Source organism: Plebeiibacterium sediminum, assembly GCF_026013605.1.
Classification (GTDB): Bacteria; Bacteroidota; Bacteroidia; order Bacteroidales; family Marinilabiliaceae; genus Saccharicrinis; species Saccharicrinis sediminus.
Window position 1 is genome coordinate 30,191 of sequence record NZ_JAPDPJ010000041.1, and the last position, 19,121, is coordinate 49,311.

General features: G+C 36.5%; 10 protein-coding genes. 2 read left to right on the top strand and 8 right to left on the bottom strand.

Annotated features, from left to right (window positions below):
• Positions 1–21: 21 nt before the first annotated feature.
• The 5 genes from OM075_RS15990 to OM075_RS16010 form a co-directional block, all read right to left on the bottom strand.
• On the bottom strand, positions 22–1,614 hold the full coding sequence (locus OM075_RS15990; protein ID WP_301191541.1) for a pectate lyase family protein: 1,593 nt from the start codon (positions 1,612–1,614) through the stop codon (positions 22–24).
• Between the two features lie 217 nt (positions 1,615–1,831).
• The gene (locus OM075_RS15995; RefSeq protein WP_301191542.1) at positions 1,832–3,430 is read right to left on the bottom strand and encodes a DUF5123 domain-containing protein; all 1,599 of its coding nucleotides are present in this window, start codon (positions 3,428–3,430) and stop codon (positions 1,832–1,834) included.
• A gap of 34 nt (positions 3,431–3,464) precedes the next feature.
• A complete protein-coding gene (locus OM075_RS16000; RefSeq protein WP_301191543.1) occupies positions 3,465–5,486 on the bottom strand; it encodes a RagB/SusD family nutrient uptake outer membrane protein in 2,022 nt (673 codons plus the stop codon).
• Positions 5,487–5,497: 11 nt separating this feature from the next.
• Positions 5,498–8,770, bottom strand: a complete 3,273-nt coding sequence (locus OM075_RS16005; RefSeq protein WP_301191544.1) for a SusC/RagA family TonB-linked outer membrane protein — start codon at positions 8,768–8,770, stop codon at positions 5,498–5,500.
• Positions 8,771–8,803: 33 nt separating this feature from the next.
• The gene (locus OM075_RS16010; RefSeq protein ID WP_301191545.1) at positions 8,804–9,736 is read right to left on the bottom strand and encodes an alpha/beta hydrolase; all 933 of its coding nucleotides are present in this window, start codon (positions 9,734–9,736) and stop codon (positions 8,804–8,806) included.
• A gap of 267 nt (positions 9,737–10,003) precedes the next feature.
• Between OM075_RS16010 and OM075_RS16015 the strand changes: the two genes are divergently transcribed.
• Entirely contained in the window at positions 10,004–14,371 is a 4,368-nt protein-coding gene (locus tag OM075_RS16015; protein WP_301191546.1) for a hybrid sensor histidine kinase/response regulator transcription factor, read from the top strand.
• A gap of 30 nt (positions 14,372–14,401) precedes the next feature.
• Here the strand turns inward: OM075_RS16015 and OM075_RS16020 are convergent, their stop codons facing one another.
• From OM075_RS16020 to OM075_RS16030, 3 genes are read right to left on the bottom strand one after another with little or no spacing between them, the layout of a single operon-like run.
• Positions 14,402–15,349, bottom strand: a complete 948-nt coding sequence (locus OM075_RS16020) for a pectinesterase family protein (RefSeq protein WP_301191547.1) — start codon at positions 15,347–15,349, stop codon at positions 14,402–14,404.
• Between the two features lie 5 nt (positions 15,350–15,354).
• Positions 15,355–16,341, bottom strand: a complete 987-nt coding sequence (locus OM075_RS16025) for an alpha/beta hydrolase (RefSeq protein WP_301191548.1) — start codon at positions 16,339–16,341, stop codon at positions 15,355–15,357.
• 6 nt (positions 16,342–16,347) lie between these two features.
• Entirely contained in the window at positions 16,348–17,658 is a 1,311-nt protein-coding gene (locus tag OM075_RS16030; RefSeq protein ID WP_301191549.1) for an acetylxylan esterase, read from the bottom strand.
• 402 nt (positions 17,659–18,060) lie between these two features.
• Between OM075_RS16030 and OM075_RS16035 the strand changes: the two genes are divergently transcribed.
• Entirely contained in the window at positions 18,061–19,116 is a 1,056-nt protein-coding gene (locus tag OM075_RS16035) for a pectinesterase family protein (RefSeq protein ID WP_301191550.1), read from the top strand.
• The last annotated feature ends 5 nt before the right edge of the window (positions 19,117–19,121 follow it).

A 19,121-nucleotide genomic window follows, 5' to 3' on the forward strand; every position in this document is an offset into this window, starting at 1 on the left:
TATCAAATTTTGTTTTACCCCTTACTTCATTGCATCAGTAATATCTGACACTAAACTATTTATATAAACCTCAATATTATCATACGCTGTACTTAAATTCCTTCCTTTATGATCTTTCACTTTGGGATCAAGTCCATTATCTGTTTCCCATTGATCAGGCATACCATCATTATCAGTATCCACCAAAGGCGTTCCTGCATCCAGATCAGGCCAGGCACTCCAATCATCACCGGCTCCTTCAGGCTTAGTATCATCCTGACTATCTATAATTCCAAACCTTGGATAATTGGTGCTTTTCCAGTTTACATCCGAACCGGGAAAATCGGTACCATAACCATTGTGTTCATTAAGTCCCTTATAGGCCGCCGTTCCATTAGTTACTTCATTTACAATGCGATTATCAACCGCATCGCGCACCAGTGAACTTCCAGCATAAGCCAATACTTTTTCGTAAGCAGTTTCTGCATCATGAGTAGTAACAGCATCCGTTTCAACATCTGTATACAACCTCAAAAGTGCTTCCGTACCTTCGGTAAAGCCATCTTTTTGATAAATATTAATCCCTGTCCAGTTATTTGCTGTAACACCACTGCTATAAGGGAAAACATTTCCGGAAATAAAATAACGCCCCCAGACTCCAATAATTTCTTCAAAATAACCACCAGTACCGCTTACATCAATCTGCATAATACGACTGGCCACTTTATCGGCCGTGCCAGGTCCTGGTTTATAATAATTATTAACAATATTTATGTGCATGGCTTCACCACCATAACATCCATTGCCATTCCAGTTATAGAATACATTATTTCGAACATCAACCCTATCGGTACCTGCATGTACTGCTCCCGGTCCAAATCTTGGCGTACGACTATCGTGATGAGCCATTAAGTTATGATGAAAAGATGCATTTACACCTCCCCAAATAGCCCCATAGCCATGAGGGCCTTTAGAGTGTTTTGAAAGCCTTAAACTTTCGGAAATAATAGACCATTGAAGCGTGAAGTTTTCATTATCGTAAAAAGAACAACATTCATCAGTACACCAGCTAACAGAACAATGGTCGACAATAATATTATTGTGCTGACGTCCCCCCAAAGCATCTGCACCATCAGCCACCCCTGCATCAAAAACTTTTTTATCGCCCATTCTGAAACGGATAAAACGTATTATTACATTATCTGCATTAACCGTAACCGGGAAATCTGCCAGGGTAACACCTTCACCCGGTGCTGTTTGACCTGCAATGGTAATATTGTTATTATCTATTGACAAAGAAGACTTTAAATGAATGGTGCCGGCAACATCAAAAACCACTATTCTTGCACCTTCCTGATTAATTGCATAACGTAAAGTTCCGGGTGTATTTGTATCTTCAACAGATGTTACCTTATAAACATCACCTCCGCGCCCCCCAGTAGCATTCATTCCCCCACCTTCAGCACCAGGGAAAGCATATGGATCTTCCACCACGGCGTTATTGTTTCCTCCTTTAGTATCATCATCAGATTCTGATGTAACCGGACTATTGGCCCATTTCTCATCCTTTTCGCATCCTAAAGAAATTAGCATGCTAAACGTAAGAATAACCAAGCAATACAAAATATTTTTCATTTTTTAATAATTATAGATAACCGCGGACTCGTAAAAAAAGATATAGAATTATCTTAACCTAAACCTATGCCCTAAAAATTTTACTATTTAGTGCTTGCAAGAAAACTCTATTTTATCCCAACCCGCACCCTCTAACTCTCCCGAATAAAAGTTCGGGAGGATATAGGGGTGAGCGGTAGGGTTCACTATAAAACAGGAGTTTTCTTGCAAAGACTATTTAATTAAACCATCTTTTATCTCCTGCCACTCCTGTACCAGCAAAACCAGCATCCTCCTGAATATGGAAATCACCATTAACCGGGTCAACAAATAATCCCTCCATACTTAGTGGTAATTCTGTAATTCCCGTTAACGGACGGTCTTTGATCAATAAATCATTGGTTTTGTAACTACCTGTATAATATATGGTAATATTACTATAAGTACCATAGGTGTCGTTCAATTCCACGCCTCCGTTTGGCCCACTGAAAATACAATCCTCAATAGTAACATTGGTAGGATTATTATTATCAAACCGCCAGAAATGGCTCATTGATCTGTTAATATTGCATAAAGTAATATTGCTAAATGTAATATCTGTAGAAACGCGAATATCTGCAAAACGAGTACTGATTTCGGTTAATGTACAATTGGTAACATCAATAGACCCAATTACGGATCCTGAGCCCACATTTAACATACCCCATCCACCGGTTTCTGAAATCATACAGTTATTAACCACAATACTATTTGCTGAACCACCACTACGCAGCCTAACAATTGAGTTGATTTCAGACACATTACATCCATCTATCCTGATATCAAAAGCACTTTTATCACTACTATCAATATCAATAAGGAAGTTGCCACCTGATGTAGTTGTAAGGTATTGAAGATTGATATTGTTTACAGCACTTTCTACTGTAAAATAAGCATTTTGCAGAGATGTTTTGACACCACTGGCATTCTCAGAACCAACAAAGGCAATATTATTCACACCCGTAGGGATGATAATTTTTCCGCTAATATCATAAGATTCTCCGGCAGCAAATTCCACGTTAATATTAGTATTTCCACCTGCTACAAGATCCTGCAATGCTTCAGCAATCGACTCTGCATTATCTGTATCCAAAACCTGGTATAAATAACCATCGGCAATACCGCTTGTTACCACATTAAGTGTACCCCGTACCTTATCTGCATTAAACATTTGAGCAATATAGTTTGTACCCATACTCAGTCCCTCAATCAGTAAATTCCCAGCTGCCTTTTGATCATCAGTTAACTCAAAATTACTAACCAACTCATTATTGATATCAAACAAACTCAAATTTGTAACCCTATCTGAAACCGTCCATGATAAAGCTATTGATGTTGGAGTAGGTGTATATCCTGTAAATATTTGCTCGGCCGGAGTTTCAAAGTATAGTTCACACCAGTTAGATTCCTTTCCACTTGTTTCATCCACACTTTTCATCCTTACAGAATACCCGGTTGTTCCATCCAAATCAATGATAGTTTCCCTGAATTCGTTTTTAGTAATTGTTGATGAAGATGAAAATGGAGTCAAAGTATCTGCATCCATTTCAACAGTCCTTATTATATCAAGAAATTCCAGACTATCTTCACTAAATTCAAAAACATATTTGGTAGCAGATACGGACTGCGTGAATTTCAATTCAACGGATGTTGACTCAATGCCCGAGACTTCAAAAAGCAAAGATTTAAAAAGTCTGTCATGCCCCTCTTCTATCTCCCAGTTGTTGTAATCATCCTCACAACTAACCCAAATAACCGAAAGAAGAGAAATACTAAGTATATATATTAATTTCTTCATTTTTAATAAACAAATTGATTAAACAAAACATTATTTAATAACCATAAGAATTTGTCAATTTCCCTTTTGATTCATAAATATCTTCGTAATAAATAGCATAAAAATGCCTGTAATTACAAATGTTATTACCCATTGAATATTGCGACAAGCTGGTTGCAATTTCATCGCCATAAGTTAATGTACCAAGGAAACTTGAGTAGTCATAATTAGCATACATCCCTGTACCTGCTAATAATGTTTTTACAGGCCAATCGATATAATATGTACTTGATCCCTCTTCGGGCTTGGCTGCTCTTTTAGGAAACCAGTCCACAGACTCGTAATCGACACCAGGACTAGCCCCCAACTCCTCATAATAATTTATAGAAGAAGGATCAATATACTCGTCATCTTCATATCTATAATATACGGTTTCAGGAAAATCAGAAGGTTGATACGTTTTATCAAATATTTGTACCTGTTGCGTATGATCCAGCATCAAACATATGGCTTTTTTCATATCTTCTATCTTATCATACAATAATCCCCAACGCACTAAATCCTGTTTGCGAATAGACTCACACCCAAACTCCCATGCTCGTTCGTTAACTATAGCCTCAAAGAAATCGGCATCGTATTGTTGAATTTTAGAAGAACCTGCCCCAAAAGCTCTTTCACGTACTTTTTCCAATGCCTGGCGAGCAGACATTTTTGCTGTTGCATTCACGTTATCAGATCCGTTTAAAGCATATTCTGCTTCGGCAAACATTAAATAAATATCAGAATAACGCATTAATATCCAGTTGATACCTGTAGCAATACGGCTATTAGCTGTTTTATGCAAGGCCAAATAAGCATCTGAAGTCCAGTATATACGCCATTTGGCAAAAGTTACACCGAGCGGATTGTTTGATAATTCCTCAATATTATCTTTAGAGTAATTCCTCCATGTCAAAGTAACATCACGGCGGGTATCTTCACGATCGAAAGAATAAAAATAATAAGCTGTTGAAGTCACATAAGAACCTCCAAAACCACGGGCTCCATATTTTGTATTAGAGGAAACACTGTATCCCATCAATGACCCAATATCACCATTGTTACCCATACCAAAGGCCACTTCAAACAAGTTTTCATTTGATGCATTTTGTTGTTGGGCACAAACTGTTTTCCATATATCTTCATAGTCAGGATCCAACTGATGAGGATTATCTTCGCTTCCAATAACCTCTGCGCATTGTTGTGCTGCTATGGTATAATACTCTTTCCAGTTTTGAACACGACCAACAAAATAGCCACCGCTTTCCGGGATAGTTGGATGATGCTCAATAGTTGTGCTTTCAAATAAATTACCATCGCGCAATGACCAACCACCTGCAAACAAGGCTACTTTTGCCAATAATCCTTTTACATATCCTTTAGATATACGTTCTGCAGTTCCATATTCAGTGTTTTCACCCAGCCATGGTACATAATCTACTGCTTCTTGTAAATCTGCGACCAGATATTTGTAAATAGTATCGCGATTTGTTTTGCTCATGTAAACATTTGAAAGGTCAGATTTAGAAGACTCTGTTTTAAAGGGAACATCGCCCCAATAACGCACCAACTCAAAATACACCATTGCACGTAATGTTAACGCTTCACCCAACATGGGTTTCATTTGAGATGCAGAACTCTCTAAAATTGGTGAGTTTCGGAATCCATCTACTGCTGTAGAAGCCAGTTCGGCCATTTCAAAAAGAGATTGCCATCGCGTTGTTCTATTATACTGATCATCATAATAATTTCCGGCTCCCTCATCCCTTGAGGTGGAGTTATAAGTTGTATTGTTAAACTCACGATTTGATTCTATATCGGTAACACCCTGCCAGTTTACAGACAGTTTCTGTCCATATATATATGTGTCGGTCATTTTTCCATAAAGCCCCATAACTGCAGCCTCGCCCATTGAAGCTGTTTGATATACTGTTTCGGAACTTAATTTTGAAGGAGAACTTGTTTCCAGAAAATCATCTTCGCAAGAAACTACTCCCAATGTTAAAAATATTGATAAGTAATATATTATTCTTTTCATTTTACTAGCGCTTAAAAAGTTACATTAATACCAAACAACAGTGTTTTTGCTTTTGGATAAGCTGAGTAATCCACTCCAGGAGTCAGAGGTGTAGAACGACGAGTATCAACTTCAGGATCCTGACCTGTATATTTCGTCCAACACTTTAAATTGTTTGCAGTTACATATACACGTAATTTTTTCATCAGAACCTTCTCCGATATTCTTTTAGGCAGTGTATAACCAAAAGTTAAATTACTCAATCTCAAGAATGAACCATCTTCAATGGCCCAATCAGTTAAAACTGTTGAATTAGATCTCGGATGCCATATTCTAGCATCTTTATTTAACTCTTTCAACAACTCAGGATTGGCATTTTCTCCAAACATAATATTGTAACCTGTTGCCGGATCGATAGTGGTAAAACGGTTATCCAAACTCATTACCGACAACAAATTTTGATATCTTTTTGAACCACTAAATGAGGTAAAATCAATTTTATTTGCATTATATATGTCATTACCATATGACCAATTAAATTGTGCTCCAAAATCAAAGCCCTTATAACTAGCATTTAATGAAAATCCACCGGTATGTTTTGGCTGGGCATGACCTATCACTTTTCTATCTTCATCCGGAGAAATCTCTGTACCCTCACCACTTAACTTTTTAAGTTTCATATGTCCGGGACCAAAGTAATCACCCGAATTGGTAAATACCGATGATGCATCAACAACTCCATCATTTAGCACCCATTTATTCGTAGTTTCGTTAAAAGTAAAATCATCAAAAGTGTACATACCATCAGAAACATAGCCATACATTTCACCAACCGGCTGACCAACAACAGCACGGAAATCATCACTACCTAAATTAAGTCCCCATCCCGAAGATGCTATTAACTCATCAGAACCATCCAGCTCTTCAATTTTATTCCTGTTAAATGAAATATTAAAGCTGGCAGAAAGTTTAAAATCGCTGTTATCAACAATATATCCGGTAGCCGCAATTTCAATACCTCGGTTCGAGGTACTTCCCACATTTTGGTATTGCTTATCATATCCTGAATTAGAAGGTAATGCTACACCAAGAATCAAATCCTTTACTTCGGTTTTGTAGGCATCAATATTAACTGACAATCTTTGATCAAAAAATCCTAAATCCAGACCTATATTAGAAGAAATGGTTGTTTCCCAGGTTAAGTCCTCATTTTTTAATACCGAAGAAGTAACCAAAGCACTTTGAGCCTCATCGTTAATATAATAGAGGTTTCTGTAATTATCCTCAAAACTATACTCTTGTCGCCAGTAAGAACCTACGCGGGCATTACCTACCGCACCATAACTCAAACGAAGTTTTGCATTTGACATCCAGCCTTTAACACCATCCATAAAAGCTTCATCCGAAAGTCTCCATGCAAAGGCTGCTCCAGGAAAATAACCCCAACGATTATTAGGTGCAAATACATTTTTACCATCGGCACGTAACGTTAAAGTAAGAAGGTAACGATCGTACAGATTATAGTTTAACCGACCAAAATAAGAATTGGTACGAGATGGCTCATTTATGGTGGTATAGGTAGGAGATGCCGTACCGTAATTCCACATTGCCAATACATCATCAGCCGAAAAATCTGAAGGGAAGAATTTTGACATCACTTCCATATCATTTCTTTCTGAACTATACAGCTCCTGCCCGGCCAACAGTTTGAATTTATGCACCTTGTTATTTAAGTCAAAATCATAGGTCAACGTATTTTGAACAGAATACCTAAAGCCCTTTTGATCGGTTCTTTTAGCTACCGGCTGGCCACCATTAGAACTGGCTTCGCCTGTTTTTTTAAGCCAGATATTATCGGTATAATTTTTCTCATAATCGTAAGATCCTTTTGTTGTATACCTCAAACCTTTAATAATATCCCACGATAAGCTGGCATTGTAAGTTTGTCTGAATTTATTTTGCTCCTTATATTCATTAACCGTATTAAAAATAGGATCGTTAAGCGAGCTCAAAGCCTCTGCCGATGTTACATCTTCATTCCCTACCAACTGATCTTCGGACAAATACGACAAACTTCGAACCGGAGCATACTTAACACCATCGCGCAGTTTTTTCCCGCTTGATACACTAGGGCCTTCTATTGTAGTATTAGACAATCTTGATGTTAAATTAAATGATAGCTTTTTCCCGATCTTTTTGCTTAGCTTCAGTGTTACGTAATCTCTTTTATAGGCAGAATTCAACATGATAAAATCTTCATCATCACGTGTATAATTAAGATTATATTTAAAATCCTTATCACCACCATTTAAGCTAACACTAAGATTTTTTTGCACACCTGTATTCCCGTACAGCTGATCTTGCCAATCAATACCGTCTACTCCTTTGTATATATCTATATCTTCCCACAAACCATAGCTATTGGTAAATGCTGAATTGGTACTGGTACTTGGATCAAGTTCCCTTTGATAGTATACAAACTCATAGGGAGACAAAACATTATTTAAATTATATGCCTTTTTAATTCCAACATATGAATTAATGTTTATTTCTGTTTTTCCTTCCTTACCTGATTTAGTAGTAATTAAAATTACCCCATTTGCACCCTGGGCACCATAAATAGCTGTTGAAGAAGCATCTTTTAATACATCAATAGTCTCAATATCACCCGGGGGTATATCACCAATGCTGCTAACCTGAAAACCATCAACTATATATAAAGGCGAATTATCCTGGGTAATAGATCCTCCACCGCGTACACGTATTTTTACTTCGGCGTCAGGCGAACCTTCTGTTACGGTAACATTAACCCCGGCCAAACGACCTGAAATAGCTTGCATGGCAGATGTAGCAGGTATATCACTTAACGCCTCAGCACTAACTGAAGCTACCGACCCGGTAAGGTCTTTTCGTTTAGTTGTACCGTAACCTACTGCAACAACTTCCTCTAAACCAATAAACTCATCTTTCAAAACGGTATTAATCACTTTCCTTCTATCAACACTAATTTCCTGCGATTTCATACCAATAAAAGAAAATACAAATATCCCATTTGAAGGCACATCATTTAAAATATATTCGCCATTTACATCTGTAATAGTACCAGTATTTAACCCTTTTACGGCAATTGTAACACCAGGAATTACCATTCCATTTTCATCAGAAACTTTCCCTGTAACCGTAATTCTCTCTCCTCCTTGAGAAAACATGATTGAGGAATACATAAGAATTGAAATCAAGACCAGAAATTTCAATTGTTGATTCTTCCACAAGTCAAAGAATCTCTTTGACAGATAATTTTTCATAGATTTTTGATTTTTAAATTAACAATATTTGAATTACAAAACTTCTTTTCTTGTTAAATATCCCATTTCGTTCATCCAGGCTTCACATAAGTGAGACCATAAATTGGTAGCCCCCGGATTGTTACGCAATGCAATTGAATGCTTACCCCTGGAAAAAATATGTAAACAAGATGATATGCCAACAGCTTGCAATGCCTGATAGTAACGCAGGCTATTCATTGGGTTTACAACCGGATCATCAGAAGCACAGGCTATAAAAGCAGGAGGGGTATGAACTCCGACATTCAGCTCTCCTGAGAATAAAGATTTCATTTTCTCATCTGGATTTTCTCCCAGCAATGCATTTCTGCTCCCCTCATGGGCATCTTGTTGCATGCTGATGGCTCCTGAAATTGAAATCTGAAAATCAGGAACAAAAGGGAATTGATCGATTGAGTCCTCAACACAAGAATAATCATTTTGTATGGTGGATAAATTGGATACCAAACCACCACCTGCAGAACATCCCATCACACCTATCCTTTCGGGATCTATATTCCAAAAGGCAGCATGAGAGCGAACTCGCTTCATTGCTCTCTGGGCATCAGTCAAAGGACCAAATGCACTATCTGTTAAATCAGGGGAAGTAGGCAAACGGTATATTACAACAAAAGCATTAACCCCAAACGTATTAAACCATTTTGCCAACTGGATGCCGGCTATATTATAAGCTTCTTTACGATATCCTCCCGGAGGAAAAATCAATACGGCCGAACCGGTATTTTCTTCTTTCGAAGTAAAATAACAATACATGCCCGGAACATCAATCTGTGTTATTCTTTCACGCTCTTCGATTCGGGGCAATTCCATTCCCCTGGAATTTGGCATGTTATAATTGCTCCATAGCGGCATATACTCCTGTGAGTAAACACTAACACTAAACAGTAATATAACACTACCTAATATCATTAACTTTATATGTTCCATCGCATTTTTTAAATTACTATAGCAAACCTATTTAATATCTATCCAGACATAGGATGGCACATTGCAATATGTAGGTAGTCATTCTGCAATAAGGGTATTTTTGTATAAATATCAGACAGGAGGTGATTATGCAGAACAATTGATATACAGTCTATTTCACCGCATGAACAGGGGGTATTTCACAACATGGGAAGGGTCGATTTACAATAATACCAACAATCATTTATGTTTAATTAATAACTCTTATTTTTATGAAAAAAAAAGCGCATGAAAATATTGAGTACATACTCTATTATTCTTTTTGTTTGCATCATATCCTTTGTCAAAACAAGTGGCCAGGTAGTTTCTACCCTAAATCATTATTTGGTTGAAGACGGGCTTCCCCATAATTTAATTAATGATATTATCCAAGATAAAAAGGGTTTTATATGGATCAGTACCTTCAATGGTTTATGTAAGTATGATGGTTATACATTTCACCAATATATACCTCAAGCTTACGACTCAACAATATTAAAAACCAACAGAATAGGTAAAATAACAGAAGACAGCCTGGGCAGAATCTGGATGGAATCAAGGGCTTTTGGACCTATTATTAATTGCTTTGATCCGGAAACTGAAAAGTTTTGGGATAAAAAAACGGATAAGGATAAACTGATTGAAAAATTTAATTTATCACGTATTGTACCTACAAAATCGGATATGGTTTGGCTCCTTTCCGACTCTGCAGGATGCATTTGTGTTTCGGGTAAAGATTATTTAGTAAGATATTTTAATTCGTCTCAAAATAATTTAAATGCAACAGGTGTATACAACGTACACGAGGATCTGCAAAATAATACGTGGTTATTGACAAACAACGGGATTACCATGTTCCCAAAGAATAATTTTAAAACTCCTGCTCACTTTTTTGACAAAGAACCTGGAAAAAACACCCCTTTTTACGAATACCTGGAGTTTGATGATGAAATATGGTTCGGTGGCATTTCCGGAATTATTGCCAAATACTCCAAATCGAATAAATCATTCAGCATACAAAAGCTGCCTATTGATGGAAATATAATTAAACTAATGCCATTAAATAACTTTAGCGTATTAGCGGTAACAAACAACAAAGGATTTTGTACTATACACCGTTATTCACGGAACACTAAAGTTTATAATTCTACCACATATCCTCATTTGAATATAAGGCAGCTACATCCTTTAACAATTACAAACGACTATCAGTTTTGGTATTACAACAGCTCAAAACCTGGCATAAACCTTTTTAATTTTAATGACAACAACAACACATTCTTTCCCGCAATAAGATCAGGCAATTCTAATTCTTCCAAACAATCAACCCCTTATGTTCTAACAAATAGTAAAGGACAAATTTGGGTACAAGCTCTTAATGGGGGCTTTTCTTTATATAATCAGGAATCCAATCAGCTTATTCCTTTAAAATCGGAATATAAAGAACCCGAAATGGCCTTTTCAAATGCTTTCAGAGTTGCCTTGTTTGACAAACAGGACAATTTATGGTTTAACAGTTATGCTGCAGGATTGGGAAAAATAGTTTTTAGTAAAAACAATTTTGAAACCCTAAAAATAAAAAGCCAAATCAGCAGCAACATCAGAGCCATATACCAACTAAAGAACAATTACATTCTTGTTGCCAATAAAGACAACCAAATATTAGTTTTTGATAAAGACTTAAACTTTACCGGACAGCTTTCATCCAATGGTAAACTGGCAGATAATTCAAATTGGGGAAAACCGGCTTACAATTTTTTTGAAGATTCAAAAGGAAACCTATGGATTGCAACAAGAGGAGATGGAGTATATAAGTTAACGCCCAATAAAAAATTATTTAATTATTCGGTTTCCCATTTCAAGCACAATCCGAATAATATCCATAGCCTTAGCAATGACCAGGTATACTCAATATTTGAAGATAGCAATAAACGTATATGGATTGGGACTCTCGACGGGCTTCATCTTGCCCTAAACAATAAAGATTCCATCCAGTTTATTAATATTCATAATAAATTTAAAATAAAAGATATTGGCAAAAGAAGAATCAGGTGTGTAAATGAAACCCCTTCAGGATTGCTGTGCTCAGGATCCATGAATGGTTTATTAATTTTTAATCCAGACTCTATAAACAGTAAAAATTTAAGCTGGAAAACTTATAATAAACAGATATTACCAAACAAAGGATTAGGAAGTAATGATGTTATTGATATATGTGTATCAAAATCTAAAAAGGCATTTATTGCCACAGCTTATGGAGGCATAACACGTATTGACTCTGTTGATAACTTGGGGTATCCTGAAGTCTTTAAAACTTACACAAAGAAAGACGGTTTGCCTTCAAATAATATCCTCTCGTTAGTTGAGGATTTAAATGGGAAATTATGGATTACCATGGACTTTCAGATATGCAGGTTTGATCCTGACAAGGAGCACATTGAAGTATTTCCGGAAATAAAAACCAAGATTCACGGCAGAAACTTTTCTGAAGCCACAAGGTATTGCCTCAATTCCGGAGAACTGCTATTTGGCTATAGCAACGGTGTCATTCATTTTTTTCCCGACCAAATTAAAACAAACAATTATTCGCCATATATTTCATTATTGAGTATTCGGAAATTCAACAAAAGGGGTTCATCTCAAAATCAAATCACAACTTTAAATGGTGTCGACAACGGCCACCCCGTAGTGTTTTCCCATCAAGAAAACTTTTTTCATATTGACTATGCTGCACTGGATTACGACAACCCTTCAAACATAAAATATGCATACAAACTAGAGGGTTTTGATAATTACTGGAATTATGTAGATAAACAAAGAACTGCTATTTATACTAATGTTCCTAAAGGAGACTACCTGTTTAAGGTCAAATCTACCAATAGCCAGGGTGTGTGGTCGAATAACCAAAGGGAATTACCCATTACCATTTTACCTTCATTTTGGGAAACAAACTGGGCCTATGCTCTTTATATTTCCATCATGTTAATTATTCTATTAACCACCAATTACACATTAATAACCATTTACAAACTCAAATCAAATATTAATGTGGAGAGAAAAATGTCTCGTTTAAGACAAAAATTCTTTACGGATATCTCTCATGAAATACGAACCCCTTTAACCATGATTACAGGTCCTATTGATTACCTGATTAATGATCCCCGCACACCTAAAAACGTAAAAAACCAATTGAGTTACGTAGCCCAAAGCTCATCGCGCATGTTACGACTTGTAAACCAAATTCTTGATTTCAGAAAAGTACAGGAGATGAAATTGAAAGTATCTGAAATTGAAATCGGAACCTTTGTCAAGGAAATATATAATGATTTTATTGAAATTGCCCATGAACAGGATATTTCTTTTAATTTTGAAAACCACGCTGAAGGTGTAAAAATTTGGGCAGACCATAAAAGCCTTGAAAAAATCGTGATGAACCTTCTTTCCAATGCTTTTAAATATACTCCTCAGGGAAAATCAATTACAGTCAGCATTTTTTCTGATGAAAAAACTACAACCATAAATGTTAGTGATCAGGGCATTGGTATTTCAAAGGATGTTATTAACAAGCTATTTACCCGTTTTGTTTCTTTTAGCGAAGATGAAAATAAACCGAGCACGGGGATTGGCCTATCCATAGTTAAAGAGGAAGCAGACAAGCACAAAGCCAGGGTAACAGTAAATAGTCAACCAGGCAAAGGAAGCGTATTTTCAATACAATTTAAAACCGGGAAAAACCACTTTCCTGGCGATATAGTATTCATAAACACAAATCCTGCTGATCAAAGCGACTCCGAAGTATCAAAAAATCAAGCAACCACAAAAATCAAGATCCCTAATAGCAGTAAAGTAAAGGTACTTATTGTTGAAGATGATCATGAGCTACGGTCTTTTATTAAAAACATTTTAGAACAAGACTATGAAATATTAGCCGCAGAAGACGGATTTGCAGGTTTTAATATTGCTGTTGAACATTGTCCTGATTTTATTATTAGCGACATTATGATGCCCAAAATAAACGGCATCGATCTGCTTAAAAAACTCAGGGACGATATTAGAACCAGTCATATCCCAATCATATTATTAACGGCAAAAGCAAATATCGAAAGCAAGCTGGAAGGCTTAACCTATGGTGCTGATGATTATATAACCAAGCCGTTTAGTGTTCCTTATTTTAAAGCAAGGATTGAAAATTTGTTAACCCAACGAAAGAGGTTACATGAAATATTTACCCGGGGAGACAATGCCGAATTTAAAGAGTTTAAACCTAAGCCCTTCCTGATTACCAACCAGGACGAGGCTATTATGGAAAAAATAATACATATCATTGAGCGAAACATGGACAACGGAGAGTTTTCTGTTGAGGATTTAGCCTCTAGTATTGGTTTAAACAGAACAACTATGTTTTACAAAATAAAAGGTTTAACCGGGTTTTCGCCTGTTGAATTTGTAAGAGATTTTCGCCTGAAACGCGCTGCTCAAATGATTACCGACAGTCAACTGCTTATAAAAGAAATAGCTTTTATGACAGGATTCCAGGACCTGAAGTATTTTGGGAAATGTTTTAAAAAGAAATACGAAATGACCCCAATGGAATACAGGAAAAGTAACTTGAAATAGTTTAATTTATTTCAAGTTACAGTTTATTCATTAGTCCATCTCAACTTCAAACCTAAAGATATTATCAATTGAATATTGCTTTGCCTGCTTTTTAGTTAACTGGTGCGACCATTTAACCCGTTTCTCAACATTTGCACCAGTACCTTTGCTGTTATATTCAGCATAAAAAGAAGTTTTCTCCCTATTGGGTTGCCCCCAATTATGCCAGCCTTCCGGTACAATATGAGCCCCCATTTCACATTCAATAAAAACTACATTGGCATAATCCCGCCATGGTCGCCCAAGGTACACTTTATCTACTCCTTCTTCTGCAGTTAGTTTACAGCCTTTAAAAACATAACCATATTTGTGATCCTTTGTAGTGCTTGCGGCTGTTATATATGAATTTCGTTTACTATGTAGCGTACAGTTTTCAAATACAGCAATGGCTGCACCAAAAATAAAATCAGTCGTCCCATCTATAAAACAGTCTTTAAATAACTGACGACTATTTTTTCCTGCTGCATATAATGTGTCTTGATTTCCCAGTAGATTACAGTCTTTAATTTCAAACAAATCACCTTCTACATGTAAGGCTACTGCCTGTCCTACTTCACCTGATGCATTTTCAATTGTTAAATTAACCATCGTAATATTATCGCCTAACACTTTCACTGTATAGCTATTAAAAGTCCCAACACCAGGCATTCCGGCATGATCTGAGTAAGTAATTATCGTATTTTCCTTACTTTCCCCTATCAGTTTTATATTTGTCAAAAATGAATCTACAAGAACCTTTTCGTGATAAATTCCATCCTTAATAAAAATCTCCTGTTCATAATCTCTAAATGCTTTACAGTGATTCAATGCTTCCTGAATTGTACTATAATCCCCACTTCCATCAGCGGCAACAATAACTTTATCCTGCCCTGATACTGTTACACTTAACAGGAAAGTCAGCATAATTATTCCAAAAACTTTATTTAATATCCATTTCATAATTCCTACTTCATTACTTTGTTCATAAAATCCACCATATAATCCACTGTTTCATCTATAAATGGATGAAACAACCAGAACGTATGCATACGCACTTTAAACTTTACCACATCGTTATATATTCCCCATTCATCTAACATACCAATTAACTCATCCTGCCCTGCATGGAATCTGGGATAACCACTATTGATGAACAACATTGGAACTGAGTTTTCATTAGCCCAGTATATTGGTGATACTTCTTTCCATAGCTCAGGAACATCTTTAAATTGTCCACCTATCCATTGAACGTCCGGAGAATCATCACGCCTTTCTTTGTTTAACGAAAGAGGAGCCATAAAATTCAGCACTCCGTCAATATCAATAATTGCCTGTACAAAACTGGAGTGGGATTCATTTCCCATAGTTCCTTCAAATTTTTCTACTCCATTGGTTAATCCCACTAAAGAAGCCAGGTGACCTCCGGCTGATGTGCCGGAAATAGCAATTCTTTCAGGATCAATATTATATTTTTCAGCATTAGCACGCATCCATCGTATTGCAGATTTTATATTATGAACAGCAGCAGGATAAGGCGCTTCCAAAGCCATTTGATATTCTACAGCAATAGCCACAAAACCTCTTTTGGCAATCATTTGTGCCATTGGCACTAATAGTGACTTGTTGCCAGATCTCCAGCCACCTCCGTGAACAAGAATGATGGAAGGGTATTCTCCTTCTTTTTCTGGACGGAATATATCTAAATGCAGATCGCGTTTACCATACTTTGTTTTTTTTAGTGTTGTATAGATCACATCTCTATACTCAATTACACCTTTATATAACTCATCCTCCGCTGCCAATAAATATGGGTAATATTTTTGATATTTCCGCAACTGGTTTGCAACCGTATAACTGGTGTCAACCGGAAAAGCCGGCGTTTTTGTTTGCGCACCCGCAATTGAGGCAAAAAATAAAAAACAGATTATTACAGTAGTTGTTTTTAAACTCATAGTAATTTATTTTAATTGTGTTCGGATCCAATCTAAAATAGAATGACGTGTGGTTTGCGAAATCCAATGTTCATTTACGGGGGTAACTAACGATTCTTTTTTAGTGTTTAGGGTATTATATACAATATAACTTGTTGTTGGGGGACAAACATTATCATTATACCCCCATGTCATAAATACTGGAACTCTAATTTTTCGGGCAAAATTTACAACATCAAAATACTGCACGGTTTTCAATTTTTCGGGAGTGTCCATCCCATCAAATTTTGTAAATAAATGAGGATACCCTCCTGCTTTACCTGTTTTATATCTGCCCATATCACTTAAAGCCGGATGATTTGCTGCACAAGCTGTAACCCGGGAGTCAAGACCCGCTGTTATCAGAGCCAATGCTCCCCCCTGACTTCCGCCTTGTGCTATCAGGTTTTTACCGTCCCATTCAGGTAATGATGTTAAATAATCAAGAGCCCTGACACATGATAAGTAAACTTTCTTCATATAATAATTATCCCTGTTATCCAATCCGTTAACCAGATAGCTATTATGCTTATTGCCAAATGCACTATTAATCTCATCATAATCTTTACGCTCAAGATCTGGCCTGATACCATGAATCTCCATATCAAAGCGAATAAATCCGCTTTCGGCATAAAAAATATCTTTTAAAGGATTCATAGGTTTAATACCTGCTCCCGGTGGAGAGAAAACCACAGGGAACTTACCTTCTTTTTTGGGGATTGATAAATAGCCATAAACATATCGCCCTTTTTCATAAGCTTGTATTTTTACCAAATAGCAATCTACTTTATCGCTTGAATATTCAGGAACAAAAGTACGTTCCACTTTCATTGGACATGCTGCAGCTTCTTCTTTTGCATTTTCCCAGAAGGAATCAAAATCTGAAGGTATTTTAGTATAAGCGGTTAACTTTTCAGGATCAAATCCTACCTTAATATGATGTTTGTATTCTTTGCCATTCAGGTTTATCTTCAAATTCAAATCCAGAAAACCAGGATACTTTAATGTCCCCATGTTAATAGAAGCTATTCCATTTTTGATTTTTACAGATCCTGATTTGTCAGACTCCATCATATCCGGAGCTATACTGTAATTTACAGTAAGTGTATCTTGTAGTATTCCATAATGGTAAACAGCAACTGAAATTTTTGCCATTTCATTTGTTTTATACAGCCAATTGGAATGATCCGGAGTTGTTACCCACAACACATCACTTCTGTGAGGATAATTTTCAGCTGATATTTTTGTGGATACACCAAATAAAAAAGCAATTACGAGTAGAATATTTATTCTGTACATTATCATAAAAAGATTTAAAATATTTTCATACAAAGTTATAGAGTATTTACTATAAACACGGGGATAAATCATCCCAAAGAAAGGGTCATTTAACAAACCGCTATAGTCAATAGTAAAATGCCCCTTTCTTTTCTGCAAAACACAACCGCCTATATACCAATCTACAATCTACTTTTGTTAATTAGTTTATGCAAGAAAACATCTGTTTTATATGCCCCCCACCGTTCACCCCTATATCCTCCCGTTTGATCGGGACAGGCTCTAAAGGGGAAGCCAATCACACTGTTCGGGTTGAGATTCTCCCTTTAGAGAGTTGGAGGGTGTGGGTTGGGATAAAACGAGTTTTCTTTCAATCACTAATTAGTAACAAGTCATATTCATAACAATAAAAACAAAAAGAAAATGAAGACCTTACGTCCATTTTTACTAATCATCTTATTGGCATGTGCTTATTTTCCATCATATGCCATAAACAATTCTGAATGTTTTATTACAGTTTCTTTAGATGGAACCGGAAACTTTTCGAGCATACAGGAAGCTATTAATGCTATAAAAAGTAATCAGGAAGAACGAACTGTGATATTTATCAAAAATGGATTGTACGATACAGAAAAAATCTTAATCCCTGAGGATAAAACGAATATTACTTTTCGGGGAGAAAGCCGCGACAAAACAATTATTAGTTACCATATTTATGATTGTAAAGGAGGGTTTAACAATAAATGTCCTGCAGAGGATGCTGCCAGGTGGACCGGGCAAGCCATTAGGACTTCAGCATCTATAACCATCCAAGGAGATGGGTTTCAGGCAGAAAACATTACTTTCCAAAACACAGCAGGAGCTGTCGGTCAGGCCTTGGCCATATTTATAACATCCGATAAAAATGCATTTTACAATTGCGCCTTTCTTAGTTATCAGGACACCATGCTGTTAGGTAAAAACCAGACCAGGAGCTACTTTAAAAACTGCTTAATTTTAGGCCGGACAGACTATATCTATGGCTCAGGAATTGGTTTCTTCGATTCGTGTGAAATCCGCAGTTACGGTGGTGGATGGATAACAGCTCCAAGTACACCTAAAGAACAAAACTATGGCTTTGTATTTTATAAATGCAAACTCACATTCGCAAACAACAGCCCAAGACCTAAAGATGACAATCAATTAATCAGTTTAGGGAGGCCATGGCATAATTACCCCAAAGTTGCCTGGATAAAATGTGAAATAGGAGAAAAGATAAATCCCATAGGGTGGCCTACTTTATGGCATATGGATTATGCCCCAACAAGCACAGACTTGCATTTATACGAATACAAAAACACAGGTGCGAGCTCAGATATTTCCCAAAGGGCTAAATGGGCCGGATTACGAGAACTTATGCCTAATGAAGCAAAGCTATACTCAATAAAAAATGTTTTAAAAGGCAATGATAACTGGGCACCAAAACTACAAAAACGATAAAAAGT